Annotated in this window: 20 protein-coding genes and 1 pseudogene; 10 read left to right on the forward strand and 11 right to left on the reverse strand. The window is 43.0% G+C overall.

Annotation, left to right across the window (positions count from 1 at the left end; translation table 11 throughout):
- Window positions 1-12: 12 nt before the first annotated feature.
- Entirely contained in the window at window positions 13-861 is an 849-nt protein-coding gene (locus tag N482_RS08765) for a chemotaxis protein CheW (RefSeq protein ID WP_063376675.1), read from the forward strand.
- A gap of 50 nt (window positions 862-911) precedes the next feature.
- Here the strand turns inward: N482_RS08765 and typA are convergent, their stop codons facing one another.
- A complete protein-coding gene (gene typA, locus N482_RS08770; RefSeq protein WP_063376676.1) occupies window positions 912-2735 on the reverse strand; it encodes a translational GTPase TypA in 1824 nt (607 codons plus the stop codon).
- A 368-nt stretch (window positions 2736-3103) separates the two neighbouring features.
- Here typA and N482_RS24270 point away from each other — a divergent pair, with 368 nt between their 5' ends.
- The 9 genes from N482_RS24270 to N482_RS08815 all read left to right on the forward strand — a co-directional run bounded on the left by N482_RS24270 (window position 3104) and on the right by N482_RS08815 (window position 10626).
- Window positions 3104-3514, forward strand: a complete 411-nt coding sequence (locus N482_RS24270) for a response regulator (protein ID WP_081227842.1) — start codon at window positions 3104-3106, stop codon at window positions 3512-3514.
- Window positions 3515-3657: 143 nt separating this feature from the next.
- Window positions 3658-3987: an ABC transporter permease gene (locus N482_RS08780; RefSeq protein WP_063376678.1), complete on the forward strand. Its 330-nt coding sequence runs from the start codon at window positions 3658-3660 to the stop codon at window positions 3985-3987.
- A 122-nt stretch (window positions 3988-4109) separates the two neighbouring features.
- Complete coding sequence (locus tag N482_RS08785; RefSeq protein ID WP_063376679.1) at window positions 4110-4862, forward strand: ABC transporter permease; 753 nt, start codon at window positions 4110-4112, stop codon at window positions 4860-4862.
- 20 nt (window positions 4863-4882) lie between these two features.
- Window positions 4883-5167 (forward strand): hypothetical protein, encoded by a 285-nt coding sequence (locus N482_RS08790; protein WP_155730547.1) that lies wholly within the window; start codon window positions 4883-4885, stop codon window positions 5165-5167.
- 209 nt (window positions 5168-5376) lie between these two features.
- On the forward strand, window positions 5377-6783 hold the full coding sequence (gene glnA / locus N482_RS08795; protein WP_063376681.1) for a glutamate--ammonia ligase: 1407 nt from the start codon (window positions 5377-5379) through the stop codon (window positions 6781-6783).
- A 247-nt stretch (window positions 6784-7030) separates the two neighbouring features.
- Entirely contained in the window at window positions 7031-7540 is a 510-nt protein-coding gene (locus N482_RS08800; RefSeq protein WP_063376682.1) for a DUF4124 domain-containing protein, read from the forward strand.
- Between the two features lie 130 nt (window positions 7541-7670).
- Entirely contained in the window at window positions 7671-8747 is a 1077-nt protein-coding gene (gene glnL / locus N482_RS08805; RefSeq protein ID WP_063376683.1) for a nitrogen regulation protein NR(II), read from the forward strand.
- Window positions 8747-10153: a nitrogen regulation protein NR(I) gene (gene glnG, locus N482_RS08810; protein ID WP_063376684.1), complete on the forward strand. Its 1407-nt coding sequence runs from the start codon at window positions 8747-8749 to the stop codon at window positions 10151-10153. The genes glnL and glnG overlap by 1 nt, the downstream gene beginning before the upstream one ends.
- A gap of 14 nt (window positions 10154-10167) precedes the next feature.
- A complete protein-coding gene (locus tag N482_RS08815) occupies window positions 10168-10626 on the forward strand; it encodes a cyclic nucleotide-binding domain-containing protein (RefSeq protein ID WP_063376685.1) in 459 nt (152 codons plus the stop codon).
- Window positions 10627-10676: 50 nt separating this feature from the next.
- On the opposite strand, the gene N482_RS24790 is transcribed toward N482_RS08815, so the two are convergent.
- The 10 genes and pseudogenes from N482_RS24790 to N482_RS08860 form a co-directional block, all read right to left on the reverse strand.
- Window positions 10677-10847 (reverse strand): hypothetical protein, encoded by a 171-nt coding sequence (locus N482_RS24790; protein WP_155730548.1) that lies wholly within the window; start codon window positions 10845-10847, stop codon window positions 10677-10679.
- 213 nt (window positions 10848-11060) lie between these two features.
- Complete coding sequence (locus tag N482_RS08820; RefSeq protein WP_063376686.1) at window positions 11061-12296, reverse strand: cysteine desulfurase-like protein; 1236 nt, start codon at window positions 12294-12296, stop codon at window positions 11061-11063.
- A gap of 10 nt (window positions 12297-12306) precedes the next feature.
- Window positions 12307-12939: a 2OG-Fe dioxygenase family protein gene (locus N482_RS08825; RefSeq protein ID WP_063376687.1), complete on the reverse strand. Its 633-nt coding sequence runs from the start codon at window positions 12937-12939 to the stop codon at window positions 12307-12309.
- Between the two features lie 303 nt (window positions 12940-13242).
- The gene (locus N482_RS08830; protein WP_063376688.1) at window positions 13243-14223 is read right to left on the reverse strand and encodes a hypothetical protein; all 981 of its coding nucleotides are present in this window, start codon (window positions 14221-14223) and stop codon (window positions 13243-13245) included.
- Complete coding sequence (locus N482_RS08835) at window positions 14223-15170, reverse strand: autotransporter outer membrane beta-barrel domain-containing protein (protein WP_063376689.1); 948 nt, start codon at window positions 15168-15170, stop codon at window positions 14223-14225. The genes N482_RS08830 and N482_RS08835 overlap by 1 nt, the downstream gene beginning before the upstream one ends.
- 347 nt (window positions 15171-15517) lie before the next feature.
- Window positions 15518-18083 (reverse strand): annotated as a pseudogene (gene acnB / locus N482_RS08840) (bifunctional aconitate hydratase 2/2-methylisocitrate dehydratase).
- 254 nt (window positions 18084-18337) lie between these two features.
- Entirely contained in the window at window positions 18338-19396 is a 1059-nt protein-coding gene (locus N482_RS08845) for an OmpA family protein (protein ID WP_063376690.1), read from the reverse strand.
- 105 nt (window positions 19397-19501) lie between these two features.
- On the reverse strand, window positions 19502-21280 hold the full coding sequence (locus N482_RS08850) for an ABC transporter ATP-binding protein (protein WP_063376691.1): 1779 nt from the start codon (window positions 21278-21280) through the stop codon (window positions 19502-19504).
- Between the two features lie 15 nt (window positions 21281-21295).
- On the reverse strand, window positions 21296-22726 hold the full coding sequence (locus N482_RS08855; protein WP_063376692.1) for a protein adenylyltransferase SelO: 1431 nt from the start codon (window positions 22724-22726) through the stop codon (window positions 21296-21298).
- A gap of 3 nt (window positions 22727-22729) precedes the next feature.
- Window positions 22730-23419, reverse strand: a complete 690-nt coding sequence (locus N482_RS08860; protein WP_063376693.1) for a DNA-3-methyladenine glycosylase I — start codon at window positions 23417-23419, stop codon at window positions 22730-22732.
- Between the last annotated feature and the right edge of the window lie 344 nt (window positions 23420-23763).

Raw genomic sequence — 23763 nt, forward strand, 5'->3', positions numbered from 1 at the left:
TTTGAGGCTAGCATGGATCTGATCAACTTTAGAGTAGGAAAAAAAACAATATCACTCAAAATTTTAGATATTTTGCTCACGGAGCGGTATGAAGGAAATTTAACCTCTTTGCCCAATGAAAACCCAAGCTTTCTCGGCGTCAAAGACTACATGGGTACACCGACCCCAATATTTGATTTAGGACTGATTTTAAACAACCAGTCTTCATACGAAACCAATCAATCTCTCGTTGAGTTGTTACAGCTCAGAGAGCAAGATCACAAAGCATGGCTTGCTGAACTTGAATTAAGCGTACACAACGATGTGCCTTTCACCAAATCGAGAGATCCCAAGCAGACAGATTTTGGTAAATGGTTTTACAACTTTAAAACCGATAATGAAGACCTAAAAGCCATTTTGAGTCGCTTTGAAGGGCCTCATGATAGATTGCATAGCATTGCCGATGAAGTATTCAACCTTTGTAGTAAAGGTAAAAAAGATCAGGCATTGGAGACGCTAGAAAAAGAAAAACTCACCACTTTTACTAAACTTATTCGACTGTTCGAGTCTGCCCGAGATCAAATCATTTTAGACCATAAACCTATCATTGTGTTCACCACAGAAGATGGACAACAGCCACATATTGGGCTGTTGGTAGACAGAGTAGAAGACAATATCCACTGTAATGAATCGGATATTAAGCCACTCCACGAGATGACTAATGTCGGTTTCGATATTGATCCACAAACAAAAAAAATGATGAAGGGGCTAATTAAACAAGGAGATAATCACAGCCTTGTGCTAGATCCTAGTGCCATATTTAGACCTGAACATTTAAAGGGCTATGAACCCGTCGAAACTGAAGAGTATGGATTATTCTAGACAAACAAAAACGCCGCGATAAACGCGGCGCTTTTCAATGGTATTGGTAATTAACCTTTAGCTTGACGGCTTGCGCGCTTGCGCTCACTCTCAGTCAATAGCTTCTTACGAATACGGATGCTCTCAGGCGTTACTTCTACTAGCTCATCATCATCGATGAACTCAAGTGCTTGCTCAAGCGTCATTACGATAGGTGGCACAAGGTTTTGCGCTTCATCTGTACCAGATGCACGAACGTTCGTTAACTGCTTACCTTTAAGCGCGTTAACTGTTAAGTCATTATCACGAGCATGAATACCGATGATCATACCTTCGTATACTTCAACACCGTGACCGATGAATAACTTACCACGGTCCTGTAGGTTGAATAGTGCGTTAGTCAACGCTTTACCTGCCGCGTTCGCGATTAGTACACCGTTCTTACGTTGACCAATGTTACCGCCCTTGTGTGGACCGTAGTGATCAAACGTGTGGTACATTAGACCAGAACCAGACGTCAGCGTCATGAAATCAGTCTGGAAACCAATTAAGCCACGAGAAGGCATCATGAAGTCCATACGAATACGGCCTTTACCATCTGGTGCCATATCAGTCATTTCTGCTTTACGAAGGCCAAGTTGTTCCATGATAGAACCTTGGTTCTCTTCTTCAACGTCAACGGTAACTGTTTCGTATGGTTCTTCTAACTGACCATCTACCTCACGAAGAATTACTTCAGGGCGAGATACAGCAAGCTCATAGCCTTCACGACGCATGTTTTCGATTAGGATACCTAAGTGAAGTTCACCACGACCAGATACGCGGAAGCTATCTGGGTTATCCGTTTCTTCAACACGTAGTGCTACGTTGTGTACAAGTTCTGCTTGAAGACGTTCAAGGATGTTACGTGATGTCACGAACTTACCTTCTTGGCCAGAGAATGGCGACGTGTTAACAGAGAATGTCATTGTTACTGTTGGCTCATCAACAGAAAGTGCAGGTAGTGCTTCAACCGCATTTACATCACATACCGTATCTGAGATTTTCAGCTCGCCAAGACCTGTGATTGCGATGATGTCACCCGCTTGCGCTTCTTGCGCTTCATGACGATCAAGACCTAAATAAGTCAGTACCTGACCAACTTTACCGTTACGCGAGCTTCCATCAGCACCTACAATTGTAACCTGCTGATTGATCTTAACAGTACCACGCTTGATACGACCAACACCGATTACACCGATGTAAGAGTTGTAGTCCAGCTGAGAGATCTGCATTTGGAAGTCGCCAGCTGGATCAGCGTCTGGCTGTTCTACCTGCTCAACAATCGCTTCAAACATTGGCTGCATGTTGTCTGAAGGCTCGTCTAGATCTAGCGTTGCCCAACCGTTGATTGCTGACGCGTAGATAACTTGGAAATCAAGCTGCTCGTCTGTTGCACCTAAGTTGTCGAATAGGTCGAATACTTGATCCATTACCCAATCAGGGCGTGCGCCTGGTTTATCGATCTTGTTGATAACAACGATAGGCTTCAGGCCAAGTGCGAATGCTTTTTGCGTTACGAAACGCGTTTGTGGCATAGGGCCTTCTTGTGCATCAACCAGTAGTAGTACAGAGTCAACCATTGATAGTACACGTTCTACTTCACCACCAAAGTCGGCGTGTCCCGGGGTGTCTACGATATTGATGTGGTAGTCGTTCCACTCAATGGCGGTGTTTTTCGCCAAGATTGTGATGCCACGCTCTTTTTCAATATCATTTGAATCCATTACACGCTCTTCGTTGCCACCGCGTGTCTCTAATGTGCCAGATTGTTCTAGCAACTTATCGACTAGGGTAGTTTTACCATGGTCAACGTGTGCGATAATCGCAATATTTCTTAACTTTTCAATGCTCATTACTGTTACTCAGAGAAGTTGGCCTTCAGTGATCCTAGTCGATCCACGCAATTTTGCGCGCCTAAGATACCGTTCCACTATTAAAGGTCGCGTATTATCCCCTAATAATGTGACAGATGAAAGTTTATCCAGTGATTTTTTGTCGATTTGCCCGTTTTTCTCTCCATTTGACATCGAAAAAGAGGCGCTTAAACTAATATTTTATGTTCCTTTTATAAATACTAAACTCAACATAAACCGGTGGCACAATCGGTAAGCAAATAAACAAAGGATAGATAATGACGACACAGTCGCTGATTTTGATTGTTGAAGACAATTGAGAAGTCCGCTTAGCTGCACGCTTTGTATTGGAGGACTTTGGCTAGCAAATCCAAGAAGTAGAAAACCCCGTACAAGCCGTTGAATTTCTAGCCCATACCCAACCGGCGCTGATCCTACTCGATATCAACTTTGATCTCGCCTCAACATCTGGTGAAGAAGGAGTACGCTTTCTTAGGCAGCTCAATAAGCGTAATTTAAATATTCCAGTCATCGCCATGACCGCGTGGTCAAACACCGATCTTATTATTCAAGCTATGCAGTTGGGTGCCTCTGACTTTATCGAAAAGCCATGGCAAAATCAGCGCCTTGAACAAATTGTTCAACAACAACTTAGAATCACAGGGCTTGCCAAAAGCAATTCAGCTTTGAAACAAGCATTGACCCCTGCGAGCGAGCTGCCTGTGTGGCAAAGTGCTGTCATGCAGCAGTTTATGACACAATTAAAATCAAAAACTTAAATTTTGGTATGTGACTTGCTCCAACTCATACATCATCAGCACGAAACTAAGATTCATATGGACGTAGTTATATAAAAGCCTATCAAGAAAATCCTATTTAAGAGCAAAATAGCCTAGTTATAGTAAAGGGCAACTGTTATTGGATGGTCAGGTCAAGCGCGCAAAATTCGTACCATTTTGGGTTCATTGAAGCGTACAAAGCGCAGCATCAAGGCATCGAAACAATGGCATTACACAATATCAATATTGATGTTGAGCAAAGCTTGCCAAACAGTCCGACATTCAACATGGGTGCAATTACACCCGAGTTTATGCAAATAATCGACGTGCCACTAGCACTTGGCCATCACATCAACGAGCACGAAGGCATGAATAGCAACCAACCTATTGCTGTAATTTCTTATGATATTTGGCCAAAGTATTTTAATGGCAGCCCTATGTACTCAACAAATCAGTTGCTTTTAAAGGGGTAAATTTTGCCATCATCGGTGTGACCGCAGAGCACTTTGCCGAGCCGATACTGGCAACACCCACTTGACATACCGATGTATGGTTGCCCTATGATTGCCGTGATACGCCAGAAGCCCGCAGGTCAATGTCGTCAAATCAAGTGCACCTTGTTGCTAAATTAGAAGCTAATACAGATGTACAGCGCAGTGATGTAGCCAGAGCCGGCGTGGGCAGCTACCCAACAGTGTCTTATTGGCTGGAAGAGTTTGCTACGCGCCATATGCAGTTAGAACCGGGTAGGGATAAGCCTATTATTGCCAATAAACGGGTGTGGGGAACACGCCTGTATTTCGAAACATTTGGCCTCACCCTAAAGCAAGGCCGGCATTTTACGGATGCTGAAGCAAGAGAGTCGACGCCCGTTGTCATCATCAATGAATTTATGGCTGATCTCCTTAAAGATCGGGGTCAAAACCCAATAGATGCAAAGCTCTATGCAAGAAGCTCAAGTGATCCAATTACGGTTATTGGCGTCGTGGGTAACCTAAATCTTCCCAATCAAGCGCCCATTGCACACGTTTATCGCCCTAGGATTAATACTTTTTACCCAATGATAATTGCTCAAACAAAGCCGAGCGCACAAATATCTAGACCAGAAATAAACACATTACTGACACAGGTTCACCCACAGATCCGAGTATACGATATGCAAACTACGGAACAAATATTGTCTGCGCACCTCAAGTCTCAGCGTGTAGCAAGTATGTTTACCATTGTGTTATCGCTGGTCGCTATCGCATTGGCCACCTATTTAGTTATTCCATTGCTTTTAGGCGTTATGAATTGGGGATCAGAATGTCCATTGGCGGCCCCCAAACAATACTCAAATTGGTCCTAAAAGAAAACATGCAGCCATTTATGAGTGCTTCAGTTGCTGCATCGAGTTTGTTATTTGCAGGTTACCTCGGTGCTATTTCATTACCCATTATGAATATACTCAGCTTGTGGGGCTGGCTCATACCTATGCTGGTCATCGTGAGCTTAATCATCGGCATCACTTTGCTATCTGCATGGGGCGTCATTCGCCAAGCTGATTATAACGCCTCCTTGCCAATACGTTGTTTTCAGGTATTTATGGTGGCTGGTTTACCCAACACATGCTCTTTTAGCTCTAAAATTCGCTTATTTGGTGATAGAGACTAAGTTTGATATGGCCCTTAACGCGACGCACCAACATGGTGCACCACTCACAAAATTGGTGCACTATTTTAGTTCAATATCACAGTCCAATACGTTTATAAATACAATAAACCAATTATAACAACAACTTAAAAAATTGGCATGGATCACGCTACATAGGGCGCAGACAGCAAATTATTGCAGCAAAAATAACCCATCGAGTCGGAGGACACATGTCACAATCGGTTTTAGATTTTATTAAAGAGAATGAAGTAAAGTTTGTAGATTTACGCTTCACGGACACTAAAGGTAAAGAGCAACACGTTTCCATTCCACATCATCAAGCCGATGAAGACTTCTTTGAAGATGGTAAAATGTTCGATGGCTCATCAATCGCTGGTTGGAAAGGCATTAACGAATCTGACATGGTATTAATGCCAGATGCAAGCACCGTTAAGCTTGACCCGTTTGCAGAAGAAACAACTATGATCGTACGTTGTGACGTACTTGAGCCTTCTACAATGCAAGGCTATGAGCGTGACCCGCGTTCTGTTGCAAAGCGCGCTGAAGATTACATGCGCTCTACTGGAATCGCTGACACAGTACTATTCGGTCCAGAGCCAGAGTTCTTCCTTTTTGACGACGTTAAGTACAAAACTGACATGTCGGGCTCTATGTACTCAATAGATGCAGAAGAAGCATCTTGGAACTCTGACAAGAGCTACGACGAAGGCAATGCGGGGCACCGTCCTGGCGTAAAAGGTGGTTACTTCCCAGTAGCACCTGTTGATTCTTCACAAGACTGGAGAAGTGCAACGTGCCTAGTCCTTGAAGAGTTTGGTCAAGTTGTTGAAGCGCATCACCACGAAGTTGCAACTGCAGGTCAAAACGAGATCGCTACACGCTTCAATACTATGGTTATTAAAGCGGACGAAATCCAAGAGATGAAGTACGTTATCCACAATATGGCGCACCATTATGGTAAAACAGCAACATTCATGCCTAAGCCTGTTGTAGGTGATAACGGTTCTGGTATGCACTGTCACCAATCACTAGGTAAAGATGGTCAAAATATCTTTGCAGGTGACAAGTATGGCGGTCTATCTGAAGATGCACTTTACTACATCGGTGGTATCATCAAGCACGCTAAAGCAATCAATGCTTTCGCAAATGCTTCAACAAACTCATACAAGCGCCTAGTACCTGGTTTCGAAGCGCCAGTTATGCTTGCATATTCTGCGCGTAATCGTTCTGCTTCAATCCGTATTCCTGTAGTACCGTCAGAAAAAGCGCGTCGTATCGAAGTACGCTTCCCTGACCCTACAGCTAACCCTTACCTTGCTTTCTCTGCAATGCTAATGGCTGGCCTTGACGGTATCAAAAACAAAATTCACCCTGGCGATGCAATGGATAAAGATCTTTACGATCTACCTGCTGAAGAAGCAGCTGAAATCCCAACTGTAGCAGCATCACTGGAAGAAGCATTGTCATCACTTGATGGTGACCGTGAATTCTTAACTCAGGGCGGTGTATTTACTGATGACTTAATAGATGCATACATTGCACTTAAGTCTCAAGAAGTTGAGAAATTAAACATGACAACTCACCCAGTTGAGTTTGAAATGTACTACAGCGTTTAATCGCTCAAACATACCAGCAGTTAGCAGTGGTAGGCAGCTACCAAGCGCAGTGTTTACTGCTATTTAAGTGTATTCTGCGCTCTTAAATCATATGTGTTCTCAAGCCCGCTTAATGCGGGCTTTTTTATGGCAAAACAGTACTAAACACACTACAGTTAGTGAGTGGACGTTAGTGGTTGCACTATTGTAAAAATTACACAATGATAGTGCTCTTTAACACTTTTAAAATTTACTCAGTGAGGTTGCCGTGGCTCGCCTTTGGTTATTGATAGCTTTGTGTTTGGTCTGCCCAGATGTGTATGCAGATAAAAAGGTTTATCGTTGGAAAGATCAAAACGGTAATTGGGTCTATTCTGACACGCCAAGAAAAGGGGCCAAAGAAGTCAAAATTAACACCAACTTTTTAACCATGCCTGCAACCGACACGTCGGTTTTAACCACCTCACAACCTCCATCTGGACAATCTTATAAAGCGGCGATTATAGCCCCTAATCATAAGCAAACTTTGCGGGATAACACCGGCAGCGTATATGTCAGTGGTCAAATTACGCCGAGATTTGCCAAAGACTTTACCGTACAACTGTATTTGGATGGTAAACCAACAGGTCCCAAACAACATACCGTCACCTTCGCATTACGAAACGTGCCTCGCGGCGAGCATTCACTACAACTTATGGTGTTCAATGGTAAGAGTGAAGTAGTCACAAAAAGTGATGAAACTATTTTTTACTTGCACAAAACTTCTGTAAATAATTAGTCCACCCAAACGTTTTGTTGTATCAATTACACAACACAACGCACAAAAGAACGACTTTATAAACAAAATAAACATTCACACAGGATTGTGTTACATTAATATGCACCAACTTGGTGCAAGGCGACCCATTATGGAACAAGCATCTCCCTCTATACTGCAAGAACTTTGGCAAAACTTATCAACATCCGTCATTTTGCTAGATGAAGGTTTACGGATCCATTATGCCAATAATAGCGCCAGTGAACTGCTGGGCCTTGGCCAGAAGCGGTTGATTGCTCAACCGTTTGAAAGTATTTTTCACCACCACTTAATCGACCTTAAACGTCTTAAACGCTATGTGTTGGATGATGGTATAGATTGCCAGCAACACAAGGTAGACGTGGTGTTTATTGATAATAGGGCCAGCACAATTAGCCTATTTGCGCGTAAGCTCAGTTTTGACAATCAAAACTATATTCAGCTGGAGTGCAGGCGCATTGATGAAGAGTTGCGCTTTGATAAAGCCTTCAACCAAGCTCACCAATATCAAGCCGCTCGTAATCTTATTCGCGGATTAGCCCACGAAATTAAAAACCCTTTGGGGGGGATCAGAGGAGCGGCGCAATTATTGCAGTATGAGGTTGATCAGCAAGAGCGCGATGAATGTGCACAGCTCATTATTGCTCAAGCCGATCGCCTTAGGGAGCTCGTGGATAGGCTTTTAGGTCCCAATGAATTACCTAAAAAAACGCACTGTAATATTCACAAAGTACTGGAGTCGATCTTAAAGCTCAGTGCATTGGAGTCTGATCAATCCGTATTACTGAGAAAAGACTATGATCCGAGCATCCCTGATATTTGCCTTGATGAAGCAAAGATACAACAAGTCGTACTCAATATAGTGCGCAACGCGCAACAAGCGCTAAATGGGCAAGGTGAAATCCGTGTAACAACACGAATATGTCATCGTGTAAGACGTGGCAAGCTAATGTTACGAAAAGCCTTGCTCATAAAAATTGCAGACAACGGACCTGGGATAGACGAGTCACTCAAGGCGACTCTTTTTTATCCTATGGTCACAAACAAAGAGGGAGGTTCAGGCCTCGGACTATCTATTGCACAAACTTTGGTGGAGCAACATCGAGGCTTTATTGAATGTGATAGTTGGCCTGGACACACAGAGTTTTGTATTTACTTACCCTTTGAAGACGAACTAGGGAGCAAATAATGAAGAGTGTTTGGTTAGTTGATGATGATGCGTCAATTCGCTTTGTACTAGAAAAAGCGTTATCTAGATCTGGATTTACAACAGAAAGCTTTGCAAATGGCCAAGACGTATTGACGGCGCTCGAATACGACCAACCCTCAGTATTAATGTCGGACGTCCGTATGCCAGGCATTGATGGCATGGCATTGCTTGAAGAAGTGAATGAACTCTACCCTGCTTTACCAGTAATTATCATGACAGCACATTCCGATTTAGACTCAGCTGTTAATGCTTTTCAAAAAGGGGCATTTGAGTACCTTGCCAAACCTTTTGACTTGGACGAAGCGACTTCGCTAGCCGACAGAGCCTACCGCGCCGCGCAGCAAAATGTCAAAGCCAAGCAGGTCGATTCAGTCTCTAACAGCCCAGATATCATTGGCGAAGCGCCGGCAATGCAAGAAGTGTTCAGAGCCATAGGTAAGCTGTCGGCTTCAAGCATGAGCGTATTAATCAATGGTGAGTCTGGAACAGGTAAAGAACTGGTTGCTGGTGCCTTGCATAATCACAGCCCCCGTAAAGACAATACTTTTATTGCCTTAAATATGGCTGCTATCCCTAAAGATCTAGTTGAATCTGAATTGTTTGGCCACGAGAAAGGGGCATTTACAGGCGCTGATAGTGTAAGACGAGGCCGCTTTGAACAAGCCAATAGTGGCACATTATTCCTAGATGAAATTGGTGACATGCCCCTCGATGTGCAAACTCGTTTGCTACGGGTATTAGCCGATGGTGAGTTTTATCGCGTCGGTGGCCACCAAAGTATCAAAGTAGATGTGCGGATCTTAGCGGCCACCCACCAAGATTTAGAGCAACTGGTCAGCGAAGGAAAATTTCGTGAAGACTTGTTTCATCGCCTTAATGTTGTCCGATTGCGCATTCCCCCGCTCAGGGAACGCAGTGTTGATATTGGCAAACTGGCACAATACTTTTTAGCTAAAAGCGCCAAAGAACTCAAAGTTCCGAGTAAAGTGCTCACCGAAGCCGCGCTCACTCAACTGTGTGCATTTGGCTGGCCTGGCAATGTAAGACAGCTAGAGAATACCTGTCGTTGGTTAACAGTCATGGCGCCGGGTGACATGGTTGGCCCACAAGATCTTCCACCAGAGCTCTCCCAACCTCCTGAGATAGCCGATACTGCGACTAGCCATGATTGGCTTGACGCATTTCAACAATGGCTTGACCAACAATTGCGCCAAGGTGAAGAACACATTTGGCCCCAGATACAAGCAAAACTCGAAACACGCTTAATCAAATCTGCACTTGCAGCGTGTCATGGACATAAACAAGATGCTGCACTAAAAATAGGTTGGGGGCGTAATACATTGACCCGCAAACTGAAAGAGCGCAATATGCTAGAAAAAGACTAAATATTTGGCTGACCATGAAGCTGTTAGAAAATATTACCACCATTAAACAATTGGAAATCATTAATCGGCTTGATTTTTTTAAAGAGTTCTCTCTTGCCGAACGGCAAGTTTTATTAGAATCTTTTAGTCACCTTTATTTGATTGGCCAAGGTAAGTATGCATTTAAAAGATTTGAGCAAGATAATCGCCTATATATCATATTAAGTGGTGAGTTACGCATCTTTTCTGAAAAAAGTCATGTTGATATCGGCCATGTTGGGCCAGGTGAGTTTGTTGGTGAAGGCGCATTTATATGTCATCGTGAACGCAGCACCAGTGCGCAAGCTGTGTCAGATACCATCGTATTAGCAATTACCTCTGAAGCCTTGACTAAATTACCTGCTATTATTAGAGAAAAAATCAAAGATAAAATCATTGCAGGTATGAGTGAACGTATTCACAAACTCAATCATTATATCGAAGAGCAGTTTTAGACAACTTAAAGGCTACAGAGCACCTAGTTACTCTGTAGTCTACCAAACGCTTAGCAGTTATACATAGACATACACGTGATGCCATTGTAAGAGATACAACCAGGTACGTGAGGAGAGCTCGCATACATACCACCAGCAACTTGTGGGGTTTGGTCATGATTTAGCGTTTTATTGTTAGTGGTTAATTGCTTAACTGAATGTTTCTTAAGTGCGACTTTCATCGTTATTTCCTTTTTATGTTGATCTATTTCACACAGGCTGGCTATTGCAACCTGCTTAATAATTAACCATCAACACGTTTGAAAATCAACGCTTTGTGTCTGTACATTATTTCATTACAAACACACATAGTTCTATGAGATAGTAAAATGTTTTGCTGTACAAAAATCAGGCAGAAGAGGTGGATTTAAAAGGGTGCGAACGCACCCTTTTTGCTAGTTTAGCAATTCGCTAAATAAGTCGAAAAGCCTATCGAGTTCTTCGATGGTGTTATAGTGCATACAGCCAATGCGAACGACACCGCCTTTATCCATAACGCCCAGCTGTTCACATAGACCTTGCGCATAAAAGTTGCCGTCCCAAACACACACATGTTGCTGGCCTAAAAACTCAGATACTTTACGCGGCTCAAGGCCATCAAAAGTCAACGCAAACGTCGGCGTACGCTCAGAAACTCTTGCCACATCATCGATGCCATAGAGTTTAATTTGGGGAAACTGAGCCAACTTAGTCAAAAAGTGCTGACTTAGCGCCATTTCATGCGCCTTTGAGTTTGCAAATGCTTGTTCAAGGCGGGCTCTCAGAAGCTCCGATTTTGGTAATTCACTCAAAGAGGCAATGTAATCAATCGCAGCGATGACACCTGCAAGCCCTTCAAAGCTTTGAGTGCCAGTTTCCCAACGTCCTGGGATCACATCTTTCGCGGGCTCTACTTTGTATGGAGTGAAACCTTCTAGGTGTGCACGCTTACCATAAACAATACCCACATGCGGGCCAAAGAACTTATATGCTGAGCAAGCTAAAAAGTCGCAATCTAAAGCTTGTACATCAATCAACTCATGAGGGGCAAAGTGAACTGCATCTACATAGACGAGCGCACCAACTTGATGTGCCATCTCGACGATTTTCTTAATGTTATTGATAGACCCTGTGGTATTGGATGCGTAGGTTACAGCAACTAACTTTGTATTGCTGTTTAGTAACTCAGTATAGTGATCTAAATCTAAAGTGCAGTCAGCTTCATTGATACGCACAGCATGCACACTGGCACCTTTATCTTCAGCAGCTTGACGCCATGATGAAACGTTTGAGTAATGATCGGCATTGGTCACGATCACTTCATCTGTAGGCTGCCAACCTCTAGATATTGCACGGCTAAAGCTAAAAGTTAGGCTCGTCATGTTAGCACCAAATACGATTTGATCGCTGCTTGGCGCATTTAGTAACTGTGCCACCGATTCTCTAGCTTGACCCATTAACTCTACGGTTTTATCGCTAGAGAAGAATGCACCGCCTAAGTTGGAATTAAAGTAACCTAGGTAAGTTGACATTGCACTCAACACTGACTGAGGTACTTGTGAACCACCAGGGCCATCTAAAAACATCGGTGCTTGTCCGGAGATTTCCTGCATCAATGCAGGAAATTGGCGGCGAATTTGAGATAAGTTCATAGAGACCTCATTAAGCCGTAAATACAAAACAGTCTAAGTAGCCCACTTTGTCAGAGTCTAGCTTATTCATCGGTGTTGCGTTGTGCCAAACTTCACGGTCATTTACAAGTGCAAACAAGCCGTCTTTAATTTCCATTTTGAAACAAGGCTCAGCTTCTTTATGTTCATACACAAGTAACTCGCCACCAGCAATATTCTCGTGTGAAACACCACATACACAAACGTGATCAAAGCCATCTTGATGCACCCCTTCAGGAGCCGGTGGCGTATCGCTTTCAATAGCCAACATACGGAACTGATGCACTTCGATATCACTGTCGTCTGCGATACCTGTCATTGCTTTGAATTCAGACAGCAAGTGTTTGAAACCATCGCTTTGCAACAACTCGATTTCTAGATTTTCGTACACACGCTCTATATTGCCCTGAAAGTTGTTGATGGAATCATCTTGCACAAATGCTTTTGTTGGCTGAATAGACACCGTATTTTCTTGAAACTTTAATACTGAATAACGACGCTTACGAAAAGCACCATCGGCATACGGATTGTCGGGTAAACGTGAAAAAAATGGCTTTACCGAATCAATATGAGATTGTTGAATAAAACGAAGTTGAAGCAAATTCTGGTTGTTTACTGCTGTCATTTTTGCTCTCGCCTTTTGATGAGAAATTGGCAGAGATCTTAATCTATTTCGTAGGAAATTTTGATTTTGAATAACTTGTTTTTAGCAAAAAACAAGAATAAATATACCCATTAAGAACATAAGTTAGATTAAAAATACCATTTATTTTAACTTTGGTAACTTAGCGTGATAGCGCCAGAAATAATCACCATAAAGGCTCATAAGTCATATCAGCGCTATTCCGAGCACTCCATAAGTGCAATTACTAAGATAAACACCTCGCCATTGCACTATTCAAAAATAACTATTCATTAAAGTGCTATATCACAACGTGTCTTTGATCGCTTTCAATTGGTTGCTAAAACTAAGGTGGCGTATATCACCCAACCCGGCTTTTTCTGTCAATTCCAGTAGTTGATTTTCTAAAGTCAGTAACTGAGCTTCTACTTGCTTGTCATCTAGTGCTTGTTTACGCGCTAAATGTTCTGCAAACAAGTGCTCTAGTCTGAATATCTGCAATTGTGCCGAGTGGACTTTGTCTTCAATGTTCGTGTAATCGCGCACATTTAGATTTATAAATTGCTGCGCATAATCCGCAGTATTCCTGGCATCAGCGTAGACACTCGGCAGTACCTGAGCCTTCGTTGATGCACTTATCATCTTTAGTTCAGCATTGACTTGACCTAGGTAATATAAACTCACCGCATCCTTTTCCAAACGCGTTAACTGTGCTTGATAGCTTGGTAACTGCGCCTCTACGTCAGGCTGCTTGCCATCCACTAACATGACTTTGAGCTTGTTATGATGCTTATGTAGCTTGTCGTAGCGAGTTGGGAACTGTTGCTGACTATCAAATTTGTCTAATACTGCAAAGTGCGATCGAACAGGTTCTAATACTGATAAAATCAATTTTTTTGCCGCTTGTGCACCGCCAACCAATGCCAAAATTTTTTGGCTCATTTCGATAATTTCAGCGCTGACTGTTTGAGATGAAAAAAAAGAAGCACTGTCTAAAGCTTCGTGTGGCTTAGCTTTTAATTCCGAAAACTGGTGTTTTAGGTCTTGCCACTCTTTTTGCGCCTTATCTATTCTGTTTAAATCATACTCAGCGAGCAACTCCACATTTGCCAAATGCATTGCTTGCTGAGCTTCAGAATAAGCAGTTTCTGCTCTGTTATAAGCAGCTTGTATTTGCTCGGCTGAGGGCGACGTGCCGCCCAAAGTGTTTTGTACCGAGTCCAGAGTCTTACATCCTGTAGTACCAATAAGCATTGCACCAAAAACAATGCCAAACTTCATCTGCATCAATAACTCCATTGTAATCCAGCGGTCAGAGAAACATTAGTATACTCTATTTCAGGTACGCGCAAACGACGATCATTCACTTCTTCTGTTACCGTATCCCGCTCTTTGTAAGAAGCATCGACACCAAGCATCACAGCAATATGCTCAACGAGTTGATACCTAACGCCCGCTCTAGCCATCACACCCCACCCATTAAAGCTCTCGGTTAACGTTGTTGTCTCAAATTGAGTATTTTGAATACGGCTATAAACCGGAGTGCTCAGCTCTCCCTCAACATACCAACTTACTTTTTCATTCGGCTGCATAAGCTTGCTATCGTAGCGCGCTCCTACTGTTGCCAATAGCCCCATCTGATCTTCGGTCACTGAGATAACAGGCACCAAAGACGCAGGGTTATCTTGCAGCACATCATCGCCACTCTTTGCTTGCCCGGGTAAATCAAAGCGTGGAACAGGATCCCCTTCATCTCTGGGTAGTGCTTTTAACGCGTTATCAAACTCTGTTGCGCCTGGGTTCACAAATTGGAAGTTAGAGCGCGTGAAGCTCGAAGTAAAGATCTTCATACCAAAGGTCAGCTGTATGGCTCTTTGATAATTGTAAGCGGCTGTAAAGGCCAATTCATTAGCTTTGACCTTAAAGTCATTCTGCTGAATGGCACCAAAATTTCTGAGTGACCACGTTTCTGTGTCTATTTCAGTTGAAATAGTTGCAGCACTGCCGATGTAGAAACCCCAATCCTCATCCACTCCGGTATAAGAGATCTGCCTCACCGCAGGGTTAGTCACAGATATTGACTGTGACAACTGGCCAAAGCCGGCAACATCTTGCAAAGATTCATTGTAATCTATGGTCTCAAAGCCAAGACGTATTTCACTAAAAGACGGTAATGGCGCAGCCGACGTACTAAAACTACCCATAATCCCTAACAAAGCGAGCGTGTATTTCATTGCCTTTCCCCGATAACATGGTAATTGTGTATCGCAAGGCACCACATACTACCCCTTGCTTAAAAGCCTAATTGGTTACTTTGATAAGTCCTATGTAAGCGGTACTTGGAGTAAGCACAACCATCCCATGTAATAAGATCAGCAGATAGCGCCATACAAGCCTTACAAAGCAGTCCACGCAACTCATTTGGCTGTTTTATAAACACTAGTACAGACCTCTTTATAGTCAAGGACATAGAATAGGGCAAGGGGAGTGATATATGGTGGCTTTCTTTCTACATAGAATGAAATTAGAAGGCCAATACGATTAAAAAGCCAGTACAAGACTGGCTCTACACTTTAACAGGCTAGACGGCTTGCTGAATAATGACACTTTCTGCCTTTTTCGTATATTGAGGCATGTGATGGAAATTCACATAACGGTAAGTGTCAGTCGCTGTCGCATTGATCTTGGTGGCATATTCTTGGTATCCATCTGGTGAAGGTAGACGCCCAGGATTGCAGCAAGTTCAGCGGATGCTAAAAACACGTTTGCGCCCGTACCTAGACGATTAGGGAAGTTTCGTACGACTGTGGCTAGATCCGCGACACGGGCTTGGTTACCCATACAGAGCGAACACCCCGGTGTTTCAATGCGCGCACCTACACGACCATAAATACCGTAATACCCTTCATCGGTTAATTGGTCTCGGTCCATTTTTGTTGGTGGTGCTATCCACATACGCGTGAGTAATTGTCCTTTAAATCCATCTAACAGCTTGCCTGCGGCTCTAAAGTGCCCAATATTGGTCATACAAGAACCGATAAATACCTCATTGATCGCTTCGCCCTGTACCGTTGAAAGTAGTCAAGCATCATCAGGATCGCTTGGCGCACATAGAATGGGTTCCTTGATTTCACTTAGATCAATATCAATGATATGTGCATACTCTGCATTTTTGTCCGCTACTATCAATTCTGGAGTTACTAGCCAGCTTCCATTTTAGAAATTCGACGTTCTATTGTACGTACATCACCATACCCCTCGGAAATCATCCACTTGAGCATCATAATGTTTGAGTTTAAATATTCCTCTATTGAAGACCGTGATAACTTCACTGTGCAGCCTGGTGCCGAGCGCTCTGCCGATGCATCTAAGGGTTCAAAAGCTTGTTCTACCGTTAAATGCTCAACACCTTCTATCTCTAAGATACGGCCAGAAAATTCATTTACTTTACCTTTTTTTCAACTGTTAGAAGGCCCTGCTGAATGGCATAATAAGGGAATGCATGTACCAAATCTCGTAATGTGATCCCTGGCTGCATATCACCCTTAAAGCGAACCATAATGGACTCAAGCGTATCAAGCGGCATCACCCCCGTTGCCGCAGCAAAAGCCACGGTCCCAGAGCCTGCTGGAAATGAAGCCCCCAAAGGGAAATGCGTATGTGAGTCCCCACCAGTGCCAACAATGTCCAGTAACAGCATTCGGTTTAACTAAGAGTGGATCACACCATCTCCTGGGCGTAAAGATACGCCACCGCGATTCATCATAAAATCAGGGAGTGTGTGATGTGTATTAACTTCGTTTGGCTTTGGATAAGCTGACGTACTGCAGAATGGCTGCATGGTCAAATCAGCAGAAAAGCCTAAACATGCCAGATCTTTAAGTTCGTCTCGAGTCATCGGGCCGGTTGTATCTTGCGAGCCCACAGTTGTCATCTTGGGCTCACAGTACGGGTCTGGGCGTACGCCTTCTACTCCACATGCTTTACCGACCATCTTCTGCGCAAGTGTAAAGCCTTTCCCTGTATCGTTTGCCTGAACAGGCTTACGGAAAATCGTCTCCTGGTCAAAACCTAAAGAGGCACGCGCCTTATCCGTTAATCAGCGACCTATAATCAGCTAGATCCGTCCTCCCGCTTGTACCTCATCTAAAATCACTTCAGACTTAACTGTAAACTCAGAAACCACCACTTCTGTGTCATGGCGTTTAATCACTCCTTCATAGGGATAAATATCGATTTGGTCACCCATTACCAAATTCTCGACTGGCAATTCGATGGGTAATGCACCAGAGTCTTCCATTGTATTAAAGAAAATTGGTGCAATTTCCCCACCTAAACACACCCCACCAACACGCTTATTTGGTACATGAGGAATATCATTCCCCGTAAACCAAAGCACTGAGTTCGTTGCTGATTTTCGAGATGAACCGGTACCAACGACATCACCCACATAAGCTAGCGGCAGGCCTTTCTTTTTTAAGGCTTCTAGTTGATATATTGGGCCTATCTCGCCATGCTTCTCTGGAATAATACCCTCTCTTTCATTCTTCAACATCACCAAGGCATGCAACGGAATATCAGGACGTGACCAAGCATCAGGAGCAGGAGAGAGGTCGTCGGTATTGGTTTTACCAGTTACTTTAAATACAGCGACTGAAATTTTTTCAGGTACTGCAGGTTTTTCGGTGAACCACTCAGCGTTTGCCCAAGAAGTTATAACTTGCTTCACAAATTGATTGCCATTCTACGCTTTTTCTTCAACGTCATAAAAAGCGTCGAACATTAATAGTGTATGCGACAACCCTTTGGCCACAATAGGTGCTAACTGTTCGTCGCCTAGTAATTCGATCATTGGTGCAATGTTGTAGCCACCTAACATGGTGCGTAACAACTCTGCTGCATACACTTTTGAGATAAGTGGCTAAGTGGTATCCTCTTTCGCCACAGATGCTAGGAAACTAGCTTTGACGTAGGCTGCATCATCACCCCCTGGAGGTACCCTGTTGACCAGCAGATCTAGTATAAACTCTCCTGCTCGGGGCGTCTTTACAAGCTCAACTAACTCCGCAGTTTTCTGTGTGTCCAGCGGCTGGGGACTATTCTTGAGCCGCACGTTCTTCTACATGGTTACGATACTCTTGAAGCACAATAAAATCCTCTTGGTGACGTATTTTAATAAGCATTTTAGTATTTAGATTTATAATTGCTTATCTTTTAATCTGGCAATTTGATTAAAAGGGCTTTATTTTTAGGTGAAGATCTTGCAAGTTGGATTGGAGGGAATATCCACTATAAGCTGTATGAATACAAAAAATAGATATTTTAAAGACTTATGAATGTTTGTTGTTATTTATGTAGTTGTTGCCGAGCCCACTGCGCGAGCTCGGCCTGCAATCAAGGATTAGCGTTTAACTTTAACTCGTTCAGCTGAAATCACTTTTGCCTCAACTCGGCGATTCACTGTATGTGCTTCTTGTGTATTACTGCTATCCAGTAAGCGCTCTTCACCATAACCCACTGTCGAAATACGTGATACATCAATTCCCTTTTTAATCAATTGCTTAGAAACAGCATCTGCACGCTTTTTCGAAAGCCACATGTTGTAATCAGCTTTACCCAAGCTAGATGTGTGACCTTCTAACACTACAGTCGTTTCTGGGTGCGCATTTAAGAATTCGACAACCGCACTAATATCATTTAGGTATTGCTGAGATACTTGTGAATTGTTATTAGGGAACCTAACCAACAAACTAACAGTTATCTCTATGTCTTCATATAAACTGCAGCCCATTGAATCAACCGCATCACTCATTGGGGTATTAGCACAACTGTCATTTTTATCTAAAACACCATCTTTATCACTGTCTTTAGGTGCTGCAACTACAGCTGGCTGCGGCGCAGGTTGTGGCGCTGGCTCGACTTTTTTAGCGCTACTTTTAGAGCCACCAAACATGTAATTAATACCTAATTTGGCACCCACATCCGTATAGCCTCGCTCAAGGCCTTGGTAGATAGCAGTTTCAAAGTTAGCAGCAAAATTTTCTGTGAAATGATGGCGATAACCAACACCTGCGTTGGCAAATAAATTGCTGTCAAATACGTCAATCGATTTTAGACCTGCTAGCGCATAAAATGGACCACCATCAAAATGGTATAGACCATCAATACCTAGACGATCACCATCTACAGAGCCACTTCCAGCGCCTTCAAGGTCAAAGTCGAGATCTGCATACTCAATACGCGCACTCCAATACTTATTGAAACGATAGCCCAGCTCTGCACCCCAGCCAGTGGAGTTATCGATGCCAACACCGCCATTTCCAACACCTCTGATGTTTTCCCAGCTTGCATCGTAGTAATCACCGAATACGCCTAAGTAAACACCTTCTTCAATTTCACTCGCTTGTAATGAAGATACCGTAGCCATCGCTACAACTATGCTTAGCATCTTAAGTTTCATGTTTATTCCCTCTAAAATTTAGACTTTTCTAATTTGATGCCCACATAATAGTAGTCGATGACTTAATAATTACTTAACACAAGATAGGTATTTTTAATTATATTTCTACCCTTGGTGGCCGAATAATACTTGATACAAACCGTCTTCTTCTACTAAAGTCCTATGATCTCCTGATTGAGTGACCCTGCCATCATCTAATACATAGATAATATCTGCCTGTCGAATCGCACTGAGGCGATGTGCAATTATCAAAGTAGTTCGACCCTGTAGAAACTGATTGAGGTTCTTATGTATGCGCGCTTCAGTCTCTACATCTAATGCTGACGTAGCTTCGTCTAAGATCACCACTTTAGGGTTCGCAGCAACCATTCTCGCAATTGCTAGACGTTGTTTTTGACCTCCTGACAACCTTACCCCATTGCGTCCAACCACTGCCTCTAGCTGCCCCACCATATCTTTCACGCTACTCGCGAGTTCTGCAATTTCTAATGCATGCCATAGCTGCTCGTCAGTGCAATCACGGCCAAGGCTTAAGTTTTCTCGTATCGTGGCATTAAAAAGTATAGGTTGCTGTAATACGGTCACCACATGCTCACGAATATGGTCATAGCCAATTTCATCAACTGACACTCCATTTACCAAAATATTGCCTTGCGACTTCTGATATAAGCCCAATAGCAGCTGCACTAGTGTAGACTTTCCACCACCCGATACAGCGACTAATGCAACTTTTTTACCCTGAGGAATAGACATGCTGACATTACTCAGTATCTGTTGACCATCGTTGTAGGCAAAGCTCACATTTTCAAATTCAATACCAACTTGAGGGGCCTCAAATGCTTGAGTTTTTGATTGTTGGCTATGGGGCTCAGTTTCATAATCCAAAACTTGATTGAGGCGTTGTAGTGCGCCGGATGCACTGTAGTAAGAATATTGAATACTTAAAATCTCTTGTACAGGTCCCATCATAAACCAGAGGTAGCCAAAAACCGCAAAGATTTGCCCTACGGTCAATCCAGAAAATACCACCATTAACATAGCTATGGCCCGAAATATTTCAAACCCCAGCAGAAATACGGTAAAGCTCAATCTATTTACAGCATCGGTTTTCCATTGAGATTGCACGGAATAATAGCGAAGATCTTTGGCTGCCCCCATTACATTTTCGAAATAACCTTGCTCTCTACGCATCGCTTTCAATTGCGCGATTGCATCAAGGGTCTCAACAAGCGCTGCTTGAAACGCCTCAAATGCGCTATTTTTCTTTTTAGTTAGATGCTTGACTTGGTTACCAAATTGTCGCGAAAAGTAGATAACTGCAGGATTAAGCGTAAGAATAATTAGACCGAGTGTTAAATCAATCCACAGTAGCACAATAGCGGTGCCAATAATGGTCAACAGTCCAATCAAGAATCGCGACATTGTTTGACTAATAAAACCATCCAAAGTCTCAATATCAGTGACACACCTAGAACTAATTGCTGCACCACCTTGGGTTTCAAATTCCCTCAACTGAACACGAGACAAGTGATTGAGCAGTCGCTCTCTTATCTGTAGTGAGACATCCTTACCGATAATCGTAAATTGCCGAGACTGTGCCACCCCCAACAACAGTGCCCCAATACGCATTAGCATTACTGCAATTAAGATTGCAAGGATATATCCAGTTGGACCGTGCCAATCAGATGGCAGCAATCGATTCATGAAGTCTACAGCAATGCCAGGTTTATTTAGCAACACCTCATCGACCAGCAAAGGCATCATTAAAGGGATCGGCACACTGACTAGCGCAGCCAGAAGCGCTATGATATGCGCTAGAATCAATGGCTTCCTATGCGCTAGTACCTGTCTCTGTATTTCCTTCCAAGTTAATGGTCCCGTCATATATTCTCTCAAAAATTAAGTACCACAGAATGTTTGATATTGTGTCGTGCTGGATTGAGGGGTTAGCCACTTGTGTGGGAAACTCCGATATTCATAAGGTGATTTCAGTGCAATAAGCCAATCCTCCAACTGCTCACTTTTACCGTCACGGTAGTAGTCACCGATGATTTCTTCCACTAACTCATTTCGTGGGATCAACGCCGGATTCACCGTTTTCATTATATTAATCATGGTATCTGTAGAATATTGCTCTGTGCGCGCTGACCATTTGCTTAACCAAGCATCTAGTTCGTCGGCCAATGGATATTGCTCCTGCAGTGTATTCATTGTGTGGGCTGTAAGCCCAGCAAACGTATTTGTATAATCTAGTTGGTGCTTCGTCATTAATTCTAGCAACTCATTAATCAAACTTTGATCTTCATCATGCCAGTCCAGTAGACCAAGCTTGTTTTGCCATAATTGACGATAGCCTTGGTTAAATGCTTCTGAAAAGTCTGCCAAGCTTTTTGAAAAGCGGTCAATCGCATCTTCTTCGTTTTCGCAAAGCAGTAATAGAGACTCAGCTAATCGCGCGCAATTCCAACTCGCTATATTTGGCTGTTGACCAAACGCGTATCGTCCTTGCGAGTCAATAGAGCTAAAGACCCGAGCAAAAGAAAAGCCTTCCATCATTGCACATGGTCCATAATCAATTGTCTCACCATTAACTAAAGTGTTGTCTGTATTCATGACACCATGTATAAAACCAACTTGTAGCCATTTCAGCATCAGCGCACATTGTGCTTGGCAAACTCGATTTAAAAAGGCAAATACGCGCTCTTCGCCCTGCTCGGTAATATCTTCAAAACTATCATTGATACATAACTCAAGAAGCTCAGACATACCTTCAGAATCTTGTCTAAGTGCCAATAGTTGAAAAGAACCGACTCGCACATGACTGCGAGCAATTCGCGCCACAACTGCTCCTGGTACATGTCCTTGTCGATATACTGTTTGGCCAGTCGATAAAACAGCTAAACAGTGGGTCGTAGGGACACCCAAGCTATGCATAGCTTGGCTCATTATAAACTCTCGAACGGCAGGCCCTAATACACATAGGCCATCTCCTCCACGAGAAAAGGAGGTAGCTCCAGAGCCTTTTAACTGGATATCGTAAGCGACCCCGTCTTTTCCTGTAAATGCGCCTATCAAGTGAGCGCGTCCGTCACCTAGTAAAGGGTTAAAATGGCCAAATTGATGACCTGAATAGGCTAAACTCACACTCTCACTATCGGGTAAAGAAGCTTGGCCTGACAAATATTCCAATATTTCTGCAGTTTGCCATTTGAGCCCAGTGCCTTCATTAAGCTGCTCGTTGAGTAACAGCAACTCTGATTGCTTAAATATATTTGGATCTGTCGGAACAGCGAACTCTTCACCTAATTTTTTATAACGAGAATAAAACATACTTTAGATACTCTGAATTGCATTATCACCAAAGCTAAATGCGATTATCTGGCTAATGGCTGCCAATGACAGCCCGCTTGATTCTTGTAATTCATTGAAGTGCCCTTGAGCAGCCTTCAATGACTTTAAACTTTGTAAACCACCATCGATCAGCTTATTGGCGCGTAGATAAGCTTCAACATCTTTGGTCAATAAGAAAGTGTCTTTGCCCAATGCCCTTAATGCAAATGGTCCAGTATTACCCCCCAACCGATTGCCTTTCTTTTTAAGCATAAGCCATAAATCAATGATATTGCTACTTGGCCAGCGCGCAACTAACTCACTGAATGATCCATGTTCTTGCTGGATTTCATAAATCATATGACAATTTATCGCAATACTTTGTACTTTCTTGAAATTACGAATGATACGTTCATCTTGTGATCTTTGCTCATACATATCGGGGGACATATAAAGCAGCTTTTCTATGGAGAAGTCCCAAAATACTTCTCTAAATCCTTCCCATTTAGAATTGACGACAGACCAATAAAAACCAGACTGAAAAATTTTCCGAGTGAACTCTTCTAGCCAAGCATCATCGCCATAGCTCGACAATACCCCCTCACTTTGAGGTTTATTTAACAAAATGCGTAGATTAGATTCACCACCTTTGCGCTCACATGCTCTCTCGTATATTTCGTTAAATCGATTCACCTAGCCCCCTAAGATTGTTTGCGAATACACCTTCCACTCATGATAGTCTCATATAAATTGCCCATAGAATACATAATGATAGTAAGGGTATTGTTTCTAATTAAATAGTCGCCTCTAGATGATTGCATATCTTAAATAGGAGTTGTAAATGGCTATAGGCCAACCGAATCTACTACCTACACGTATGGTGTAGAAGGTTAATGACAACGAACGGAGTGAGCGTATGGATGCGCGAAGGGACCCAGCTTTTCAGTGCCAAGTGTTAATGACCGTGAGCGAAGCGAGTTCATTTGCTTTGCGCAAGGTGAAATGATACCAATTTTATTAAATATTAAGTCACTTCA

This window comes from Pseudoalteromonas luteoviolacea NCIMB 1942 (genome assembly GCF_001625595.1).
Lineage (GTDB): Bacteria > Pseudomonadota > Gammaproteobacteria > Enterobacterales > Alteromonadaceae > Pseudoalteromonas > Pseudoalteromonas luteoviolacea_A.

Bases quoted from the DNA above. Each gene is read 5' to 3' on its own strand.
- N482_RS08790 (WP_155730547.1), top strand. From the start codon at position 4,883: ATGAGTGCTTCAGTTGCTGCATCGAGTTTGTTATTTGCAGGTTACCTC.
- N482_RS08830 (WP_063376688.1), bottom strand. From the start codon at position 14,223: ATGCAGATGAAGTTTGGCATTGTTTTTGGTGCAATGCTTATTGGTACT.
- N482_RS08780 (WP_063376678.1), top strand. From the start codon at position 3,658: ATGGTCAGGTCAAGCGCGCAAAATTCGTACCATTTTGGGTTCATTGAA.
- glnL (WP_063376683.1), top strand. From the start codon at position 7,671: ATGGAACAAGCATCTCCCTCTATACTGCAAGAACTTTGGCAAAACTTA.
- N482_RS08765 (WP_063376675.1), top strand. From the start codon at position 13: ATGGATCTGATCAACTTTAGAGTAGGAAAAAAAACAATATCACTCAAA.
- N482_RS08835 (WP_063376689.1), bottom strand. From the start codon at position 15,170: ATGAAATACACGCTCGCTTTGTTAGGGATTATGGGTAGTTTTAGTACG.
- N482_RS08850 (WP_063376691.1), bottom strand. From the start codon at position 21,280: ATGACGGGACCATTAACTTGGAAGGAAATACAGAGACAGGTACTAGCG.
- N482_RS08825 (WP_063376687.1), bottom strand. From the start codon at position 12,939: ATGACAGCAGTAAACAACCAGAATTTGCTTCAACTTCGTTTTATTCAA.
- N482_RS24790 (WP_155730548.1), bottom strand. From the start codon at position 10,847: ATGAAAGTCGCACTTAAGAAACATTCAGTTAAGCAATTAACCACTAAC.
- N482_RS08820 (WP_063376686.1), bottom strand. From the start codon at position 12,296: ATGAACTTATCTCAAATTCGCCGCCAATTTCCTGCATTGATGCAGGAA.
- typA (WP_063376676.1), bottom strand. From the start codon at position 2,735: ATGAGCATTGAAAAGTTAAGAAATATTGCGATTATCGCACACGTTGAC.
- glnA (WP_063376681.1), top strand. From the start codon at position 5,377: ATGTCACAATCGGTTTTAGATTTTATTAAAGAGAATGAAGTAAAGTTT.
- N482_RS08785 (WP_063376679.1), top strand. From the start codon at position 4,110: ATGTCGTCAAATCAAGTGCACCTTGTTGCTAAATTAGAAGCTAATACA.
- N482_RS08845 (WP_063376690.1), bottom strand. From the start codon at position 19,396: ATGAAACTTAAGATGCTAAGCATAGTTGTAGCGATGGCTACGGTATCT.
- N482_RS08815 (WP_063376685.1), top strand. From the start codon at position 10,168: ATGAAGCTGTTAGAAAATATTACCACCATTAAACAATTGGAAATCATT.
- N482_RS08855 (WP_063376692.1), bottom strand. From the start codon at position 22,726: ATGTTTTATTCTCGTTATAAAAAATTAGGTGAAGAGTTCGCTGTTCCG.
- glnG (WP_063376684.1), top strand. From the start codon at position 8,747: ATGAAGAGTGTTTGGTTAGTTGATGATGATGCGTCAATTCGCTTTGTA.